This window comes from Sedimentibacter sp. (genome assembly GCF_032080165.1).
In the GTDB taxonomy this organism is placed as follows: domain Bacteria; phylum Bacillota; class Clostridia; order Tissierellales; family Sedimentibacteraceae; genus Sedimentibacter.
In genome coordinates this window covers 15,722-33,185 of the sequence record NZ_DAMASY010000008.1, presented here as the reverse complement: position 1 = coordinate 33,185, position 17,464 = coordinate 15,722, and the positions used below count along the sequence as shown (strand labels likewise).

The 17,464-nt window shown below is 32.7% G+C and carries 17 protein-coding genes; 16 read left to right on the top strand and 1 reads right to left on the bottom strand.

All coding sequences use genetic code 11. The annotated features are described in order from the left end of the window. Positions 1-20: 20 nt before the first annotated feature. The 14 genes from RT412_RS11645 (at position 21) to RT412_RS11580 (ending at position 14,672) form a co-directional block, all read left to right on the top strand. Entirely contained in the window at positions 21-1,187 is a 1,167-nt protein-coding gene (locus RT412_RS11645; protein WP_313344511.1) for a GNAT family N-acetyltransferase, read from the top strand. A gap of 211 nt (positions 1,188-1,398) precedes the next feature. Next, positions 1,399-2,655, top strand: coding sequence for a recombinase family protein (locus RT412_RS11640; RefSeq protein ID WP_313344514.1), 1,257 nt, complete (start codon positions 1,399-1,401; stop codon positions 2,653-2,655). Between the two features lie 314 nt (positions 2,656-2,969). Beyond that, positions 2,970-3,101, top strand: a complete 132-nt coding sequence (locus RT412_RS11635; RefSeq protein ID WP_313344517.1) for a DUF1413 domain-containing protein — start codon at positions 2,970-2,972, stop codon at positions 3,099-3,101. A 55-nt stretch (positions 3,102-3,156) separates the two neighbouring features. Further along, on the top strand, positions 3,157-4,296 hold the full coding sequence (locus RT412_RS11630; protein ID WP_313344519.1) for a hypothetical protein: 1,140 nt from the start codon (positions 3,157-3,159) through the stop codon (positions 4,294-4,296). A gap of 1 nt (position 4,297) precedes the next feature. After that, on the top strand, positions 4,298-4,735 hold the full coding sequence (locus tag RT412_RS11625) for a hypothetical protein (RefSeq protein WP_313344521.1): 438 nt from the start codon (positions 4,298-4,300) through the stop codon (positions 4,733-4,735). Then, positions 4,728-6,527: a hypothetical protein gene (locus RT412_RS11620; RefSeq protein ID WP_313344524.1), complete on the top strand. Its 1,800-nt coding sequence runs from the start codon at positions 4,728-4,730 to the stop codon at positions 6,525-6,527. Before RT412_RS11625 ends, RT412_RS11620 begins: the two co-directional genes overlap by 8 nt. A gap of 248 nt (positions 6,528-6,775) precedes the next feature. Further along, positions 6,776-6,907, top strand: a complete 132-nt coding sequence (locus RT412_RS11615) for a hypothetical protein (protein ID WP_313413283.1) — start codon at positions 6,776-6,778, stop codon at positions 6,905-6,907. Between the two features lie 164 nt (positions 6,908-7,071). Continuing rightward, positions 7,072-7,851: a hypothetical protein gene (locus RT412_RS11610; protein WP_313344530.1), complete on the top strand. Its 780-nt coding sequence runs from the start codon at positions 7,072-7,074 to the stop codon at positions 7,849-7,851. 235 nt (positions 7,852-8,086) lie between these two features. Then, positions 8,087-8,899, top strand: coding sequence for a hypothetical protein (locus RT412_RS11605; RefSeq protein ID WP_313344536.1), 813 nt, complete (start codon positions 8,087-8,089; stop codon positions 8,897-8,899). A 154-nt stretch (positions 8,900-9,053) separates the two neighbouring features. After that, entirely contained in the window at positions 9,054-10,997 is a 1,944-nt protein-coding gene (locus RT412_RS11600; protein WP_313344539.1) for an ATP-dependent helicase, read from the top strand. A gap of 436 nt (positions 10,998-11,433) precedes the next feature. Further along, on the top strand, positions 11,434-11,895 hold the full coding sequence (locus RT412_RS11595) for an RNA polymerase sigma factor (RefSeq protein ID WP_313370876.1): 462 nt from the start codon (positions 11,434-11,436) through the stop codon (positions 11,893-11,895). After that, the gene (locus RT412_RS11590) at positions 11,892-12,623 is read left to right on the top strand and encodes a hypothetical protein (protein WP_313346974.1); all 732 of its coding nucleotides are present in this window, start codon (positions 11,892-11,894) and stop codon (positions 12,621-12,623) included. The genes RT412_RS11595 and RT412_RS11590 overlap by 4 nt, the downstream gene beginning before the upstream one ends. Further along, positions 12,599-13,471 (top strand): ABC transporter ATP-binding protein, encoded by an 873-nt coding sequence (locus RT412_RS11585; RefSeq protein ID WP_313346972.1) that lies wholly within the window; start codon positions 12,599-12,601, stop codon positions 13,469-13,471. Before RT412_RS11590 ends, RT412_RS11585 begins: the two co-directional genes overlap by 25 nt. Then, positions 13,464-14,672: an ABC transporter permease subunit gene (locus tag RT412_RS11580; protein WP_313346970.1), complete on the top strand. Its 1,209-nt coding sequence runs from the start codon at positions 13,464-13,466 to the stop codon at positions 14,670-14,672. The genes RT412_RS11585 and RT412_RS11580 overlap by 8 nt, the downstream gene beginning before the upstream one ends. 729 nt (positions 14,673-15,401) lie before the next feature. Here the strand turns inward: RT412_RS11580 and RT412_RS11575 are convergent. After that, a complete protein-coding gene (locus tag RT412_RS11575) occupies positions 15,402-15,971 on the bottom strand; it encodes a DUF1836 domain-containing protein (protein ID WP_313346967.1) in 570 nt (189 codons plus the stop codon). Positions 15,972-16,109: 138 nt separating this feature from the next. Between RT412_RS11575 and RT412_RS11570 the strand changes: the two genes are divergently transcribed. Continuing rightward, positions 16,110-16,757: a hemolysin III family protein gene (locus RT412_RS11570; protein WP_313346964.1), complete on the top strand. Its 648-nt coding sequence runs from the start codon at positions 16,110-16,112 to the stop codon at positions 16,755-16,757. A 251-nt stretch (positions 16,758-17,008) separates the two neighbouring features. Beyond that, positions 17,009-17,446, top strand: coding sequence for a MarR family winged helix-turn-helix transcriptional regulator (locus RT412_RS11565; protein WP_313413281.1), 438 nt, complete (start codon positions 17,009-17,011; stop codon positions 17,444-17,446). Positions 17,447-17,464: the final 18 nt, after the last annotated feature.

Genomic DNA, 17,464 nt, shown 5'->3' with positions numbered 1-17,464 from the left:
AATCAGGACAGGAAAAAGCTATGGAATTTGAAATTATACATCTGCCAAAAGACAAGTGGAAGGGAACTGTAATACCCATAAAATATACAACAGACAAATACTATGATGTTCATGTAAACAAAACAGGCAGTGGATTTACTATAGAGATAGAAAAGAAAGAGCTTGAAGAAGCTATAACACACTATTCTTCAGATAAATTGTATGAAGACCACTGGGAAAACGCATATGCATGGGGAATGGTAGTTAATGACGAATTAATCGCTGCAATGGAAACCGATCAAGAATTATGGTCTAATAGACTGAGAATTACAGAGCTTTGGGTATCGGAAAAATATCAGAAGCAAGGAATCGGTCATGCTTTAATAGAAATTGCCAAAGAGCAGGCAAGGAGAGAAAGACGGCGGGCTGTTATATTGGAAACACAATCCTGCAATGTAAATGCGATAGATTTTTATCTGCATGAGGGCTTTACCTTAATCGGTATGGACACTTGCAGCTATAAGAACAATGACCTCCAAAGAAAAGAAGTAAGGTTAGAATTCGGATGGCTTCAAGAAGAAAAGAAAAAATTAAACAGTAAAGATATAGAAATCCGAATGGAAGACAAAGATGATTGGTATGATGTAGAATTAATGACACAGCATGCATTTTGGAATAAACATCATCTTGGCTGTGATGAGCATTATCTTGTACACAAACTGCACCGCCACGAAGATTACCTTTCCGAATTAAGCAGAATAGCAGTAAAGGACGGACAGGTAATAGGATGCATAATGTATACGAAGTCAAGAATTGTTGACGGAGAAGACACATATGAAATTATAACCTTCGGACCTCTTTGCGTAGAGCCGAAATGGCAGGGATGCGGAGTTGGAGAGTTGTTATTGAGAGAAACAATGAGCTTAGCTGCAAACAAAGGATATAAAGGAATAGTAATATTCGGGGAACCGGATTACTATCCCCGAATAGGATTTAAAACATGTGATAACTTTAATATTACAACCTCTGACGGTAAAAACTTCGATGCATTTATGGCGATTGAATTAGCGGAAGACAGCTTAAAAGGTATAAAGGGAAAATTTCACTATTCAGAGGTTTTTGATAATCTTCCGAATGAAGAAGTAGAAGAATTCAATAAAAGATTCCCCAAACTGCAAAAATTAAGATTCCCTGGACAATGGGATTAATAACAGCCTGTCGACCAATTCCCATGGACGGTGCATGTGGAGACCGTAATCCTGTTGCAACGCTTGGAGGCCTTATAAATAGCGAGGTTGCAGCACCTTAAATAAAAATATATTTTAACGCGAAATAATGATATGGCTTTCGCGTTTTTTCTTTTTTTGATAAAATATTAATGTACCATAATATTTTATATAGATAAAAGAAGGAATACAAATGAAAAAAATATGGATTATACCCCCTGCACCTAAAAAGAATAAAAAGATAAGAGTTGCTGCTTATTGTCGTGTCAGCACATTTGGACCGGCCCAGCTACATAGTCTGGATACCCAGATAGAAGCTTACACAAGAATGATAAAAAATAATAAAAATTGGAGATTTGCCGGTGTATTTTATGATGTCGAAAGCGGACTGCGTCGAAAAGGAAGAACTGACTTGGATAAAATGCTTAAGAAAGCTGAAAAAGGTAAAATCGATTATATTATTACAAAGTCAATCAGCAGAATATCAAGAGACACTTTAGAAGTTTTAAAGATAATAAGAAACTTAAGGGAGAGAGGGATTAATATGCATTTTGAAAATGAAAACTTAGATTCAATCAATATAAACAATGAATATGAAATTACATTAAGAGGTATGTTGGCACAGGATGAAAGCAGAAATAAAAGTGAGGATATTCAGTGGGGATTACAACGCAAATTTGAAAAAGGAGATATCTTTACCAAATATAAGAGTTTCATGGGATATACTTGCACAGATGATACACTTGTCATTGTTCCGGAGCAGGCAGAGGTTGTCAGAAAGATATTTGAATTATATTTGCAAGGTCTTTCTTTGGGGCAAATAAAGTCATACTTGGAATCTCAAGGCATTAAAACAGCAATGGGAAAAGATACTTGGGATACAAAAACAATCCATAAAATGCTGAAGAATGAAAAATACAAAGGTGATACGGTGCTGCAAAAGACTATTACAGAAGATTTTATGACTGGAAAGAAAATTAAAAATACAGGGCAGCGAAACAGATATTATATAAAAGACAGTCATCCAGCCATTGTTTCTGCTGAAGTGTTTGATAAGGTTCAAGAAGAAATGGTAAAACGAACGAGATTTGTGAGTAATGAGGATGGTACATTAGAAATCAGTGGAAACAAATATAATAGCAAATATATTCTTGGAAATTTACTTGTATGTGGAGATTGTGGTTTGCCTTATCGGAGAAGGACAGAAAGGGGCAAAGTGGTCTGGAGATGTGCTACTAGGATTGAGAAAGGGAAAGAGGTATGCGTCAATTCTCCCACGTTGAATGAAGAATGGATCCAGAAAGTTTTAGGTGAAATGGTTTGTGAAAATAATCTCTATAACGAAGATATAGTACGAAATATAATTGAAAAGATTTTGGTTTATTGTAGTCGTGTAGAAATTTTCTGTAAAAATAAAATAATGTTTTATGTCAAGTTGAATAATAAATAGAAGTTGAGCGTTATAGGTAATGATAAGCAGAAAATAATGTAATTACTTTGTCTAACTTAATCCAAAAGATTTTTTAGAAGCAATTATGGAAGAAATATATCCTTTGGAGTGTAGAGGAAAGAGCGGTGACACAAGCATAATTTTGTATGTTGTAAATAGGAAAAATTACAAGTATTTAGTCGATTTTTCTTGTGAAAAACTTTTTATAAGGTTATAATTAATTTAACCATGTTATTAATATTATTATAGGAGTTAAGGAAATGTCAACTGTGAATGAGTTATTAGAGACAGCAAAAACTGAATGAATTTATTACATGAAGAAGTTTTTGACTCAAGATATATTTAAAGGATATAAGTGGAACAGAATTTCTCGTAGTGATCGATTTTTAGGGACTTTATTTCTTAATTATATTAAAATGGGTGATGTTGGGGTTATACAAATTTAAAAGACATCAGAGGGGCAGCGATAATATCAAAGGGAAGAAAGTGGGGTGTGAAGTGATGAAATATGAACAAGATTTTAGCGGAATAAATAGTTTAAGCGGTTTTTCGTTTCAAATTAAAGTGTTTGTATACTATATGCTTGAACTTAAGGAAGGCATGCAAATAGAATTTGAAACAATTGAAGATGTAAACGTTAAAAAAATTAAAGCTGATAATATTGATGAAAATAGTGAGAATTTTCGAAGTACTCTTTTGAGTAAAAACACAAATCAAGCTATTCAGGTTAAAAGAACAACGATTACAAATGATGTTGCTATGAAAATCCTATTAAATTGGATATTGCTTGAGTCTTCAAATAATAATGTGGAGAAATATATTTTATTGACTGAAAGCGTTTATAACAATAAAGACAATATTTTTGATAATACAGTAGAAGAAGTATACCAAACTATTAAAAAATCAAATAAGAAAAAGAATGCCACTATATCCAAAGTTAAAGAGTTATATAAAAATAACTATGAAGATTTTAAAAAGATATATAATGCTATAAACGAAAAATATAAGTTTTTATCATTGGATGACATCGATAAACAAATTGATGATAAATGTGCTATTCACTTTAAAAAAGCTGCTAACTCTATAGTCTATAACCAAAGACTTAAAGAATTGTTGCAACACATTACAGTCGAAATAATGGAAGCAGTGAACAAGAAAACTTCTTATACTATTGACTATTCCGGATTTATTAAACTGACTGAGGATATTTCATCGCGTTTAACTGAAAAAGTTACTGCTCCAATTTACTCGGATTTTAAAAAACTCAATCAGATTGACCTTTCGGATAGTAAAATATCAAAGTTAAGAGAGTATAAACAACTTCTTGCATGTCAATTGTCGGACAATTTAGTAAAACAGCATCTAACATATAAGAATTACTATGAGAATATACTTTTGAAATATATGGAGACGACTAAGATTAGCAAGATTGAGGAAATTGAAGAAACTACATTTGAGAATTTTGAAAATGTAGTATTTCGACTAAAAAAAGATGGTTGTGATTTACCATATAACAGGTTAGAAGAAACGAAAAAAATGCCTAATTCTCATGCTGAAAATGAGCAAATAAGGTATGGTTGTGGTATTTATCTTACAAGAGAAGATATAGTTGATAGACAAATTTCATGGGAGGATGAGTAGAATGCGAAATCTAAAGTATGAGTCAGAATCTATCCAGATTAGCATATATTGCAACATAATTAAACAAATTTTAAAAAAACACAATGAATTAAGTTTAAGTAAAATGTTGGTTTTTTCATATCTAATAAAAAATGATAATTACTTATTGAACAATGTATATAATGCCAATTCTTCTCAGGATTTAATTTATAAAGGCCTCTCTTTACTTTCAGGAAATTATATAGGTTTTTGTGAGAGTATCGAATATATTGTTAAGGCTATTCATCTTTTAAAAGTAAAAGATGTGATTCTTGTAGAAAACAGCATCATTAAAGCTATTTCAACTATGGATAGTGCTAAATTAGTTTACCTTGAAAGTGCCTTTTTAGAAAAAACTATTGAGGCTAGCAAGAGAATGACTGACAAACAATTTATGAAAGAGGTAATATACAATGTTTGAAATAAATAAATTAATGATGTTTAGTATGGACGATGATATATATACCTATAAATTCAGCACAGGAGTAAATTATTTTCGAGGGAAAAATAGTTCAGGAAAGACTGAGTTTTATAGTTTTATAGATTTTATGTTTGGTTCGTCTGAAGATATAAGGAAAAAGCCTTGGTATGTGGATTCTCTTAAGAAAGCTACTATGGTGTTTGAAATAGACAATATTAAGTATTGTATTACAAGAACCAGAGAGCCTAATCAGAACTATTTATATTACCTTGACGAAGAAGAATCAGATTCCATAGATTTAAGGGAATATAAGGATAAATTGAACTCCATTTTTGCCCGAGATATAAACTTATTAAAAGATATTCGGAATTTTACTGATGAAGAATTAACTTATAGAACATTTACAATGTTTAATTTTCTTGGTGAAAAGAGGCAGGGAGCAATACATGACTTTTTAGATAAATGTAGTGATGTAAGGTATTCGGTCAAATTAGCACCGGTTTTGAATTTCATCTTCAACAATAATTTAGAACGAATATATGAATTGCAAAATGAGCTTGAAACCTTGTTGTCTGAAATGAAAGAGCTGGAAACGAACTCCACTAGATATGATTTTGTTATAAATCAAGTTAACAAAAATCTTCAAAAGCTGGATGGAAATATTTGGTACACAGGTAAGAATGCAGATGACATACAAAAATATATAAGTTCCATTAAAAGTATGCAGAACATAAGCAAAAAAAAGAACGAAAGAAATATAGCAGATTTGGAGGTCATGTATAATAACATTTCAGAACAAGTAAAGATATATGAAAATAGGTTGTCTGATGCGAAGCAATTTGAAAAAGATAATGAAAATAGAAAATTGTTATTAAGTAAACTTGATGCTCTAATAATTGAAAAGGAAGAGTTTGACTATTTGATAAATCCTCTCAAAAAGCTATTATCTGAAATTGATAATACAATAGCATTCAGTAAATACGTAATAAGTGATAATACTATTAAGGAATTAAGAAAGCAGAGAGAAGAACTTAGAACTGCAATAAGAAGAAATAACTCTCGGTTTCAAATGTATACATTAGAGGATAAATCCAAATCAATAGCAATGATTGAAGATTGCTTAATGACAGAAGTGCTTTTTTCGGATGAGGAACTAAAAGAAAAGAGAAGACGAATTAAGGAAATACGAGAAGAATTAAAAGTGCTTCAAGCTATGGATGATATTAAAAAAATAAGGACGATTTCTGAATTTATAACAGATTTATATTATTCTGCTAAAGATATATCATCCGTTGTTGAAGATGATATGAATCAGGAAGGATTTAAAATTCAATATATTAAACGGGGCAATATTTTACAACCGATGATAACAGGGGCTGAAGAGATTGATGGCCAAATAAACAATAAAAAAGAAGTTAATTATTATATTGGTAGTATGGCGAGACATACGCTTATTCAACTTTGTGGATATTTAGCTTTTTTAAAACTTTTGATTGAGGACAACAGATATCCATTAATACCTATTCTTGTAATTGATCATATATCGAAACCATTTGATGAAAAGAATTGTAAAGCTATAGGGAAAGTAATTTCAAAAGCTTATGAAAGCATAGGGAGAGAGAATCTTCAGATTTTTATGTTTGACGATGAACAATTCGAAAGTCTATCGGTAGAGCCAAGTCACTCTGAAGATTTAGTTAATGAAAATAAATCAGGGTTTAATCCATTCTTTGTATCATTTTCATCTGAAAGTGATAGTGATGATGATGAAAATAATACTGGAGATTTATAAGCGTTATTACATAAATAGTAAGGGAAATAATATATGCTCTTAATATTGTGAAAAAGAGTTGTTAGAGAAGTGAATAAATTTATGATATCTTATTGTAAGAGTGGAGTAATTTCGTTATGAGCAGAATGTATACTTTGGCGGTTTATCAAGTAGTGATAAAAGTAATGAAAATAATATAATGGCAAGGTATTATTGATTTTTTGCTTATCAAATTGAAGTTAGAAGTTACAATTTCTATGAAGGAAAATATGTTATATGAAACGAAGAAAGATTATGCAGTATTGCTGAAAGAAGAAGGCATTGAAAGATTTATAGATACTAATTTCCATTTACTAATCATATTGAGATATATCCTGACACCAAGGGGATATCAGATGTGATGGTCTTCATTATTGCACATTCAAGGTATGTGGAGATGATCTGCCTTCTGGCGCGAAAAGCCCAATAAATTAAAGGATTTCGGCATTTTAGAAGAAAAATGGATGTGCGTTTCTGTCGTTACAGAGCGAGTTTGAGAACCTATTTACCCCAGAGGATATGTGTTTTGGAAGTAGTGGCATACATTTTGGCGCAAGGACACTTTTGGCAAAAATTATTTTACATCATAAAGAGCAATGTAAGAGGATCTGAGAGGATGAACAATGATTTTGAAAATTCAAAAGAATTTAAGAAAGCACTTGAAATAGTGAAGAAGCAGGAAGAACTATATAAAAGTATTATAAAAACATATACTGCAATATCTCCGGAAGCATTAGCAAAACTTCAAGAACTCAATGATAAAATAAGTAAGTGGAAAAACTCAATCAATAATATGCCTGGTCTTCTTAAGATGGCAGAAATACTCAAAAATTATGAGCAAGAGGTCAGAGAAAATGAAGGGTTAACTGAGTCTGAATATGAAGAAAAATATAGAGACGAGATTGAATGGAGTGAAAAGTTTGGAAGAAATGGTTGGGTCATTACCCAACACTCAAATCTCGCAGATATTAAGAAATGGGAGCAATCGCTATGTGAAGGAGAAGCAAGAATAGCTGGATTTTTTGACGGAAATGGTATAGCAATTCTTGATGTAGTCACAGAAGAGTTGAAAGAGAAGTATGTTACAGGTGTGTCTCAACGATATTTTAATAAAGGGATAAAAGCATTTGTAAAGGAAGATTATATGACTACTGCTATATATTTGTTTGCGTTGCTTGATTTTAGAGTAAATCAATTGGTAGATTTTCCTGATAAATATATGCCTAATAGAGAAAAATATTCGAATGAGGGATTTGTAATCAAAAGGCGGAAGATTTTAAAGAACTCACTGAAAGACGAAGTTTAATATCTAAGAAAATATATTTTTTAGAAATGTATCCATCATTAATTGAATATTTGAATCGGATATTTTATGATGAACCATACCCGTTTAAAAAGAATGTTGAACCCCTCTATTTAAACAGAAATTGGCTGATGCATGGTAGGATGGCAAGAGAGATCGAAAGATATGAATGCATACAGATTTTGAATGCTTTGAGTGCCATGGAGTTTATGTTCGGGGAAAATGAGGAGTGTTTTGGATGAGTAAAAGAGATGAATTTTCGCAAAAAACTATAGATAGATTGTGTGAAAGGGTGGGAGGAAAGTGTTCTAATCCAAGCTGCAGAAGAGAAACAAAAGGTCCTCACAGCGATTCACAAAAAAGAGTATCAATAGGAGAGGCTGCACATATAACTGCAGCTGCTGAGGGTGGTCCAAGATACAATCCAAACTTAACGTCTGAACAAAGAAAGAGTATAGATAATGGGATTTGGCTATGTAATTCATGTGCAACAATGATAGATAATGACGAAAAACAATATCCGGTGGAATTGCTGAATATGTGGAAAAGTATGGCAGAGTATGAACAGTTCTGCATTATTAACCAGGTAGATAACTCGTTGAAAGCAGAAGTGGTATTTGAAAATAGGAAAAATATTGCATGTAGAAAAATAAAAGAAGCATTTGATAATTTACATAATATATTGCGATACGCATATGAGTATTGGAAGCATAATTTTGAAAACCGATTTTATGATATTTTTTTGGAGAATGAGCTAATTCAACATTGGGGGTTATATAAAGAAAACTTAGAGGAAATTTACATCTATTTGGAAAAAAGAGTAGCCTTGCAAAATACGTTGATGGAATATTCCTTAGATTTAGGATTTGAGATTTGCCAAGAGATTGATAATTATTGTAGTTGTTTAAATTTTTCATATCAAACTGATAACTGGGGTGGATATGATAATTATTGGAGATGTTTTTTTGAAATGATATCAAGTTGTTATGATATAATGGATAGAATCAAAAAAAATGTGGATAATTTGTTATACCAACAGTATTCCCAATGATAGGGAGAATGAGTTTGTATATAGGGTAAAATATTTACCCCACACGTATATGCAGGACATACTTTCGTTATGTAGTATAAAATAAAAATTTAGGTGAATAAAGAGAAAATGGAATTTTTATATCTTAAATAATATCAAATATGGGGGAATCATTATGTCATGGAATACGGGATTAGACAAAAATTCGGCAGCGTATAAATTTGCTGCAGATAACTCAAGGGTAATTCGTGTTGTTGCCGGGCCAGGAACAGGAAAATCTTTTGGATTACAACGTCGAGTTGCCCGCTTATTAGAACAGGGACAAAACCCTAAAAAAATCCTTGCGGTCACATTCACAAGAACAGCAGCGCAAGATTTAAAAAATGAAATACAATCTATTGGAGTGGAAGGCTCTGAAAAGGTAATTGCTAAGACTTTACATAGTTTTTGTTTTGGCCTACTAAATAAGAAAGATATTATTAAAAATACCGGGCGCTTTCCAAGACCCATGTTAGAGTTTGAACAGAAACCCATGTTATATGACATAAGGAATGTCTTTGGTAAATTAAGCGATAAGCAGAAAAGGCTTAAGGCGTTTGAAGCAGCTTGGGCAAGGCTTCAATCGGAAGAGCCTGGATTTCCATTAGACGAGATTGACAAACAATTTGAACGAGAAGTACTCTCATGGCTTAAAAACCATGAAGCAATGCTTTTTGGAGAAATGATAATCGAAACATTTCATTACCTTAGAAATAATCCAAAATGTTCTGAAAGGCGAGAGTTTGAACATATTCTTGTTGATGAATATCAAGACCTTAATAAAGCTGAACAAGCTGTGATTGATCTATTATCAACAAATTGTAATTTAGCTATCATCGGAGACGATGATCAATCAATATATTCTTTCAAGCATGCTCATCCAGAGGGAATACGCGAATTCCCTCAAACACATCCAGGATGTGACGCTATCGACTTTGACCAGTGCCGGCGTTGTCCAAAACAAGTAGTGACTATGGCTTCACGCCTTATAACCCAGAACGCCAATCGCACATTAAGCGATTTGCAGGCTTTTGAGAAAAATCAAAACGGCGAAGTAAAAATTGCCCAGTGGAAATCCCTTGATGACGAGATTCAAGGAATAAGCAATAAAGTGTGTTCAGATATTGAAAAAGGTAAGATTAGTCCGGAAGATATATTAATTCTTGCGCCAGTAAGAAAAATTGGTTATAGAATCCGTGACTCACTCGTACAAAGAGGTATTAATGCTAAATCATATTTTAGGGAGTCGGCTATAAGCACTGACGATTTAAAGTACAATTTTGCTTTATTGACTTTAATGGCTAAACCAAATGACATGGTTTCTCTTCGTTTTTTATTAGGGCATGGCAGTCAAAATTACCGTACAAAAAGTTATATGAAATTACTTGACTATGCTAATAAGAATGACTTATCTGTCTTTGAAGTTTTGGACAAATGCGCTGAAGGTAGTATAAAGGTTGCCAATATTTCTTTTTTATTGAAGAAATATTCAGAAATTATGGATCAAATTAAAAATATAATGGTTGTTGTTAAAGATGATGGTGAGGTCCTGATTGACATTTTCGCAGAGGACATTCCGGAAAACAGCGATTTTAGAAGTATACTCACGGAAGCTGTTGCAGAATCTGAAGAAGAACAGGAATCTGGCTTAGAACTTTGGCTTCAGAAAATCCATTCATATATCGTTGAACGAGTTTCTTTTCCAGAAGACACATCAGAACGCGACCATGTTCGCATAATGAGCCTGCATGCTTCAAAAGGATTAAGCGCAAAATATGTTGTTATAATGAGCGCAATAGATGAATTAATTCCTCGCTTAAATAAGGAAAGTGAGGTAAGCCTTGAAAAGCAATTGGAAGAACAGCGGCGATTATTCTATGTTGCAATTACTCGATGCAAGAGTAGTGTTGATGGTTATCCCGGCACGCTGATAATTAGTTCATTTGTAGGGCTTCCAGGGAGTGAAGCCTTGGGTATAAATATACTTGCAAACCCTTATAGCTGGCGGTCTACATCCGCTTCGCGTTTCATCAGAGATTTTGGAGAAACAGCTCCAGAAACTATTGCACCGCGAAAATAGCATTTATTATATCTCCACAACTTCTGTAAGCTGCTTGAGAACGTTGGACACTCGTCAGGAATTGGATGATATTCTTAAAGGTGTTATTTTATAAAAAGTAAGAGTTAGGAGTAAAAATTATTGAAAATAAACTCTGACGCCAGGGGAGTGCCAGGCTCGAACGTCATCAGAATCACACACTCAAGGCATGTGGAGTGCGTAGTATTGATATCAAGGGTTGAAAAGTGAGTGTGGAAAAAATCTGTAAATAAGCTTTTCACGGGGTTTTAAATTTGGAAGCAGGAGTTTGCGAACCGGGATTTTTTGTTCAGTGAGAACGAGTCCAAAAAAGTTATGAAAAACCTAATCATAAGAATTTTCTTGTGCTTAGGTTTTTTAAGATGAACCGCACATTTATCCATCGTGATACGTTATACATAGTGAAAGGAGGTTTCTTATGTCCGTAAGCTTACAAGATCAATATGATAAAGTATACCGATATTGTTATTTCAAAGTAAACAATAAAGAGATAGCAGAAGATTTGACGCAAGAAACTTTCCTGAAATATTTTAGTCAAACTTCATATATAAATAGGGGCAAACCTCTTGCTTATCTATATACCATAGCTAAAAATCTATATATTGATTTTTATAGAAAAAGTGATAAAGAAGAAAATCTTTACGAAGAAGTATTAGGTAATGATAACGTTTCTGTATTTGAAACAAATTTTGCTATAAAACAGGCAGTATCCTCGTTACCAAATGATTTACAAGAATTACTTTTGCTTCGATTTGCAAACGAGCTTGGCATTAGTGAAATAGCAAATATTATGGGGATTTCACGGTTTTCAGTTTACCGTAAGTTGAATAAGACATTTGGTATACTAAAAACCATTTTGAGAGAGGAGGATTTTTCGTGAGAAATAATTTAAAAAAAGAATTGAAAGCAGCTTTTGATGCTCCAACACCTACAAGAAAAAATCTATTTTTGAACCAATTAGATTATCCTACAGCAAGTCGAATTGATTTTATCAAATCGCAATTAGGATATATAAGGAAACGTATTTGGTTTTTGTCTGTATTATTATTCACAGGTACACTTCTGGGGCTATATTTTTACAAAGTTTCTACCTCTTTTGTCTGGGTTGTATCCTCTGTTTTGCCTTTTGTTTCTCTTGCAAGCATAAGTGAAATTGTTAGAGGCACCACATATAATATGGAGGAACTTGAAATGAGCTGTAAACACAACTTCTTAGAGGTTAGTTTTGTTCGATTAGGAATATTGGGAGTAGCAAATTTTATCGTTCTAATTAGTATTTTGCTTTTATTCATGAGCAAAACCGACTTCGGATTTTTTAGATTAGGACTATATTTAATAACACCATTTTTACTCAATTGCTATGGCTCACTATTTGCTATAAATCGTTTTAAAAACAAGGAAACAACGTATATTTGTGGTTGTGTTACAGCTTTTGTCAGCATATTAAATACTCTACTTTCAATACAAATAAATGAAATTTATACAGAAAGATATTGGTTATTCTGGGTTATGTCATTTATTGTTTTAGTTGTATTGAGTGTTAGAGAGGTTGCGAAACTAATTAAGAAAATGGAGGAATTGCAATGGAGCTCATCATTGACCGTTTAACAAAGCAATATAAAAATAAGATTGCCGTCGATCGTATTTCATTGACACTAAAAGAAGGCATTTATGGACTATTAGGAGCAAATGGTTCAGGAAAGACAACTTTTATGCGAATGATATGTGGAGTTTTAAAACCCACAAGTGGAGAAGTTAAATTCAATGGTATCGATTCAAGTGAAGAAGAATACAGAGATTCGTTAGGTTATTTACCACAGGATTTTGGGTATTATCCTCAATTTTCTGCCTATGATTTTTTACTCTACATGGCAAGCTTAAAGGGTCTTACAAAGCAACGAGCAAAGGAAAAAGCAAATGACCTATTAGAGTTGGTGGCACTTTCTGATGTGGCAAAAAAGAAAATTAAAACATTTTCAGGAGGAATGAAGCAACGTTTAGGTATTGCTCAAGCAATGCTAAATAACCCCAAAATCTTGATTTTAGATGAGCCAACAGCAGGTCTTGACCCTAAAGAGCGTGTACGTTTTCGAAATTTAATTTCCAGATTGGGTAAAGACAAAATTGTGTTACTATCTACTCATATTGTTTCAGATGTTGAATATATCGCTTCTACAATTTTGATGATGAAAGATGGAGAAATTATACATGAGGGTGGCCTTGATGAAATCATTAGTGCAATAGAAGGAAAAGTTTTCGAATGTTCAGTAGACAGTAAAACTGCAGATAACCTAATTGCTAATTATCAAATTATAAACATACGAGAAGAATCAGACAAAACCTTTTTACGTCTAGTAGCAGAAAAGTCCCCATGTGAAACTGCGATTGCTGTATCAGCCGTATTGGAAGATTTATACTTGTATTATTTTAATGAGGGGGTATACAAGAATGAATAGTTATTATGAATTAGTTAAGTTTGAATACAGAAAAATTTTACGAAAACGTAGTACTATCATTACATTGCTGCTAACTGTTTTTCTTACTGCATTTAGCTGTGTTGGACCATTAATGGGAAATTACTACATAAAGGGGGAGGTATTAGAAAGCAATTATGATGCTATGAAGAAAGATAGGGAATATATAAGAGGGTTGTCGGGTAGAGAAATAAACAGTGATATACTTTCAGAAACAATAGAAGCATATTCTCACATTATACCTACTGATGGGAAATATACAGATACTGATGAATATCAGCAGTATGCCCGACCATATAGCGAAATTTACTATATGATTAGAAAAGCATATAATATAAATGATTTGGAGGAAATGTCATCACTTACCAAAGAAAATCTTAATGATTTCTACACAACACGTCAAAGTATGGTTGAAAAAAACATAGAAGACACAACAATGAGTTCCACAGAAAAAGCAAATTCTGTAAATATGAGTAGAGAAGTTAAAACACCATTTATCTATTCATATTCAGGCGGATATACAAGATTTTTTTCACAAATGTATATAACAGCTATTTTAATATGTTTTATCTGTTCTGTTTGCATCGCTCCATTATTTGCAGGCGAATATACTGATAGAATGGATAGCCTTATTTTGTCATCTAAATACGGTAAAAATAAAATTATATATACAAAATTATTTACAGGCATATCTTTTTCTATTCTATTAAGCATAGTGCTTGCAGTAGTATCTTATATAATGGTGATGACATTTTACGGATGTGAAAGTGGCAATTCACCAATTCAATTTCTTTTACCACTATCAATACGACCATTTACAATGAGACAGGTTGCAATGATGTACTTTGTTATAATTTTATTTGGAAATATATTATCAACTTCATTAACAATGATGTTATCAGCAAAATTAAAATCTCCATTTATAGTTATTGTAATAATGACAGTAATTACGATTTTCCCTATGTTTGTGAACATATCTGAAGACGTACTGTGGATATATCATTTATCCAATCTTATTCCTGTAAATATGTTTTACCTTGATAATATTACGGGTATATTTTCTGTAGATTTATTTGGATTAATCCTACAACCTTATGAACTTATCCTTGTTTTTGCTATTGTAATAAGCGTAATATTATTGCCATTTACATATCAAAACTTTAAAAATCATAATTGCATATAAAAATACTATATTTTTTCAAGAAAAGTGGATTTGGAGCAAAATATACAAATTTGAGATTTCCTCTGTAATATTATAAGCATACCAAGAAGCTCACAAATTTCAATTTACCTTAATAAAAATGTGAAAACCTCTCTTATCACCAACATAGAATATAAATGCACTGAGATAAAAAATCTTGGTGATTTTGTTTTATATAAATGAAAATAAAATATTGAAAAAGAGGCGAAGTATTCAACCAACTTATGATATGCAAACAGAGAAAGTAGAAATATAAGTAAAGTAATCTCCAACAAAAAGACCTTATAATCTTGAGTTCTACTTCAATTCTACCTCTGGTGGGTGTACTTCTGCATGTGAAAAGAATATAATTTTATCAAGATAAGGAGGAAAATAATATGAACCAAGAAAAAATAGGAAAGTTTATAGCTTCCTGTAGGAAAAAAATGAAATGACGCAAGTTCAGTTTGCTGAGAAACTTGGGGTAACAAATAAAGCGGACTTATGCTTAAAGGAAATAAACATAGTCATATAAAAAGTACGATCAAGCAGTATTAAATGATGATACTTATAAAGAAAATGCGAATAAAATATCTACAAGTTTTAAAATTGCCGGAGGTGCAAAAAGGCAGCGGATACGATTTTAATGGTTATAAATAATGGTGTGTAGCATCTTGCTATACATCATCTTTAATAGAGTGGAAACCTGCCGTCTTTAGGCTATAGTTTGTATTATGATTTTTTGCTGCCTGATAAATAGTCTGTAAGATTTTCAATAATTACTTTATAAGTGTTGGCACGTGATGAGAGCAGCATAATAAAAAGAAAAATAATTTCATCATCATCAAAATTCCGGCAGTCTTCATATATATTTTTTGCCAGTTCTTCAAGATCCTTTTCCAGCTTTAATACTTCCTTTTGCTCAGACGATAAGAAAATTTTATATAAATCATTGATACTTTCGCAATTAAAATGATTTTTCTCATATTGGTTCATTATAATCTTGACATCTTCGAGTGATAATATTTGTTTTAAATAAAATATGTAAATCAAAGAAATAATATGCTGAGGATAATATTTTTTGTTTTCCGGCTTCGGAATAAGCTCGTTTTTAACATAATTATTTATCATTGATTTAGTCAGTATTTTATCTTTTGAGTTGCGTTTATAATGCTCCAGATTTTCATTCATGAATGAAAGAGCCTGATCCATATATAAATTAATATTAGGAATTTTTGTACTTTCAATTTGATTTATGAATTCGTTAGTATTTAAGAAATCTAATAATTCCTCGACTTGCATATTGCACTCCTCATATTCGTATTTATTAATATTATATGGTATTAAAAAATTTTTTTCAAGTAAGCATTGACTTTTTTTCAAGAAGAGAATATCATAACTACATAATATAGTTTTAAAAACTACATAGGAGGTATTGATATGAATACTGATAAAAAAGAATTAACAAGCGCGTTTACGCACTTAGGAGGTGCCGTATTTGGAGTTGTTGGAACGGCTTTGCTTTTAAATAATTCAAAAAATTCCAATAATGTCGTAACCCTGGCAGCTTTTCTGATATTTGGCATCAGCATGGTTTTATTGTACTCCACAAGTACAATTTATCATTTCATAGACAAGTCGAAGCAAAAAGCCAAGCTGGTAATGAGAAAGCTTGACCACATCATGATATTCGTCTTTGTGGCCGGAAGCTATACGCCTATTTGTCTGCTTGTTCTGAACAACAGCATTGGTTACAGGCTGCTGGCACTGGTTTGGTCAATAACATTGGTCGGTGTTGTAATTAAGCTCTGTTGGATTACAGCTCCGAACTGGGTCAGCTCCTTGCTGTACATATCAATGGGCTGGATAGCCATATTGGTTTTATCCCCTCTAACAAGTAAAATGCCGGCCGGGGGAATGTACTGGCTGATTTCAGGCGGAATATTTTATACAATAGGCGGAGTGATTTACGGACTGAGAAGACCGAATATAAATAAGTCATATTTTGGATTCCATGAGCTGTTTCACATATTTGTGCTGGCAGGCTCTTTATGCCATTATGTTATGATGTATTTTTATGTTGGGTAGGTTTAATAGTGCATGAAGCAGCTCGATAATTCCATGGATATGCCATTTGACCTAAAATATTGGTTATTGAAGATATATTGCATCTTACCCTGCCGGACAAAACTTTTTCGAAAGAGGAGCGGTGCTACTTAGCGCAACGGAATGGTTCTGAAAAATCCTCCCTATATTCTCAAAAATTCCTATTGACATATATAGCTAACAGTATTATATTACTAATATGGTTAGTTAATATGTGTTAAGGAGGTGTTGAAATGGATTATGAGGCATTAGCCAGGCAGTTTATGGAATGCATGCATACGATAAGAAGAGCAGGACCGCAAAAGCCTATCGAGGAATCCATGCGGGGAGAAGCGTTTGTTATACAATTCCTGTCACATCATGGAGATTCCGTATTACCAAGTGAAATCAGCAATATCATGGGAATCAGTACAGCCCGGATTGCGGCCGCTTTAAACAGTCTGGAGAGAAAAGGATGGATAACACGGCGAATTGACACAGACGATCGACGCAGAATCTTAGTGGATTTGACTTCGGAGGGAAAAGCGCATGCAGAGCAGCATCATCGCAATATGATGGAAAATACGATAAAACTGCTATCAATGCTGGGAGAAGAAGATGCCAGGGAATATGTCAGGCTCAGTAAAAAGCTTGCTGAAAAAGTAACAGCACAATATAGAAAAACCGATTAATCAGCGGTCGCGGTTTAA

Coding starts and splice junctions, on each gene's coding strand:
- RT412_RS11640 (WP_313344514.1), top strand. CDS start 1,399: ATGAAAAAAATATGGATTATACCCCCTGCACCTAAAAAGAATAAAAAG.
- RT412_RS11620 (WP_313344524.1), top strand. CDS start 4,728: ATGTTTGAAATAAATAAATTAATGATGTTTAGTATGGACGATGATATA.
- RT412_RS11565 (WP_313413281.1), top strand. CDS start 17,009: ATGGATTATGAGGCATTAGCCAGGCAGTTTATGGAATGCATGCATACG.
- RT412_RS11570 (WP_313346964.1), top strand. CDS start 16,110: ATGAATACTGATAAAAAAGAATTAACAAGCGCGTTTACGCACTTAGGA.
- RT412_RS11645 (WP_313344511.1), top strand. CDS start 21: ATGGAATTTGAAATTATACATCTGCCAAAAGACAAGTGGAAGGGAACT.
- RT412_RS11575 (WP_313346967.1), bottom strand. CDS start 15,971: ATGCAAGTCGAGGAATTATTAGATTTCTTAAATACTAACGAATTCATA.
- RT412_RS11605 (WP_313344536.1), top strand. CDS start 8,087: ATGAGTAAAAGAGATGAATTTTCGCAAAAAACTATAGATAGATTGTGT.
- RT412_RS11625 (WP_313344521.1), top strand. CDS start 4,298: ATGCGAAATCTAAAGTATGAGTCAGAATCTATCCAGATTAGCATATAT.
- RT412_RS11630 (WP_313344519.1), top strand. CDS start 3,157: ATGAAATATGAACAAGATTTTAGCGGAATAAATAGTTTAAGCGGTTTT.
- RT412_RS11585 (WP_313346972.1), top strand. CDS start 12,599: ATGGAGCTCATCATTGACCGTTTAACAAAGCAATATAAAAATAAGATT.
- RT412_RS11595 (WP_313370876.1), top strand. CDS start 11,434: ATGTCCGTAAGCTTACAAGATCAATATGATAAAGTATACCGATATTGT.
- RT412_RS11615 (WP_313413283.1), top strand. CDS start 6,776: ATGTTATATGAAACGAAGAAAGATTATGCAGTATTGCTGAAAGAAGAA.
- RT412_RS11635 (WP_313344517.1), top strand. CDS start 2,970: ATGAAGAAGTTTTTGACTCAAGATATATTTAAAGGATATAAGTGGAAC.
- RT412_RS11600 (WP_313344539.1), top strand. CDS start 9,054: ATGTCATGGAATACGGGATTAGACAAAAATTCGGCAGCGTATAAATTT.
- RT412_RS11580 (WP_313346970.1), top strand. CDS start 13,464: ATGAATAGTTATTATGAATTAGTTAAGTTTGAATACAGAAAAATTTTA.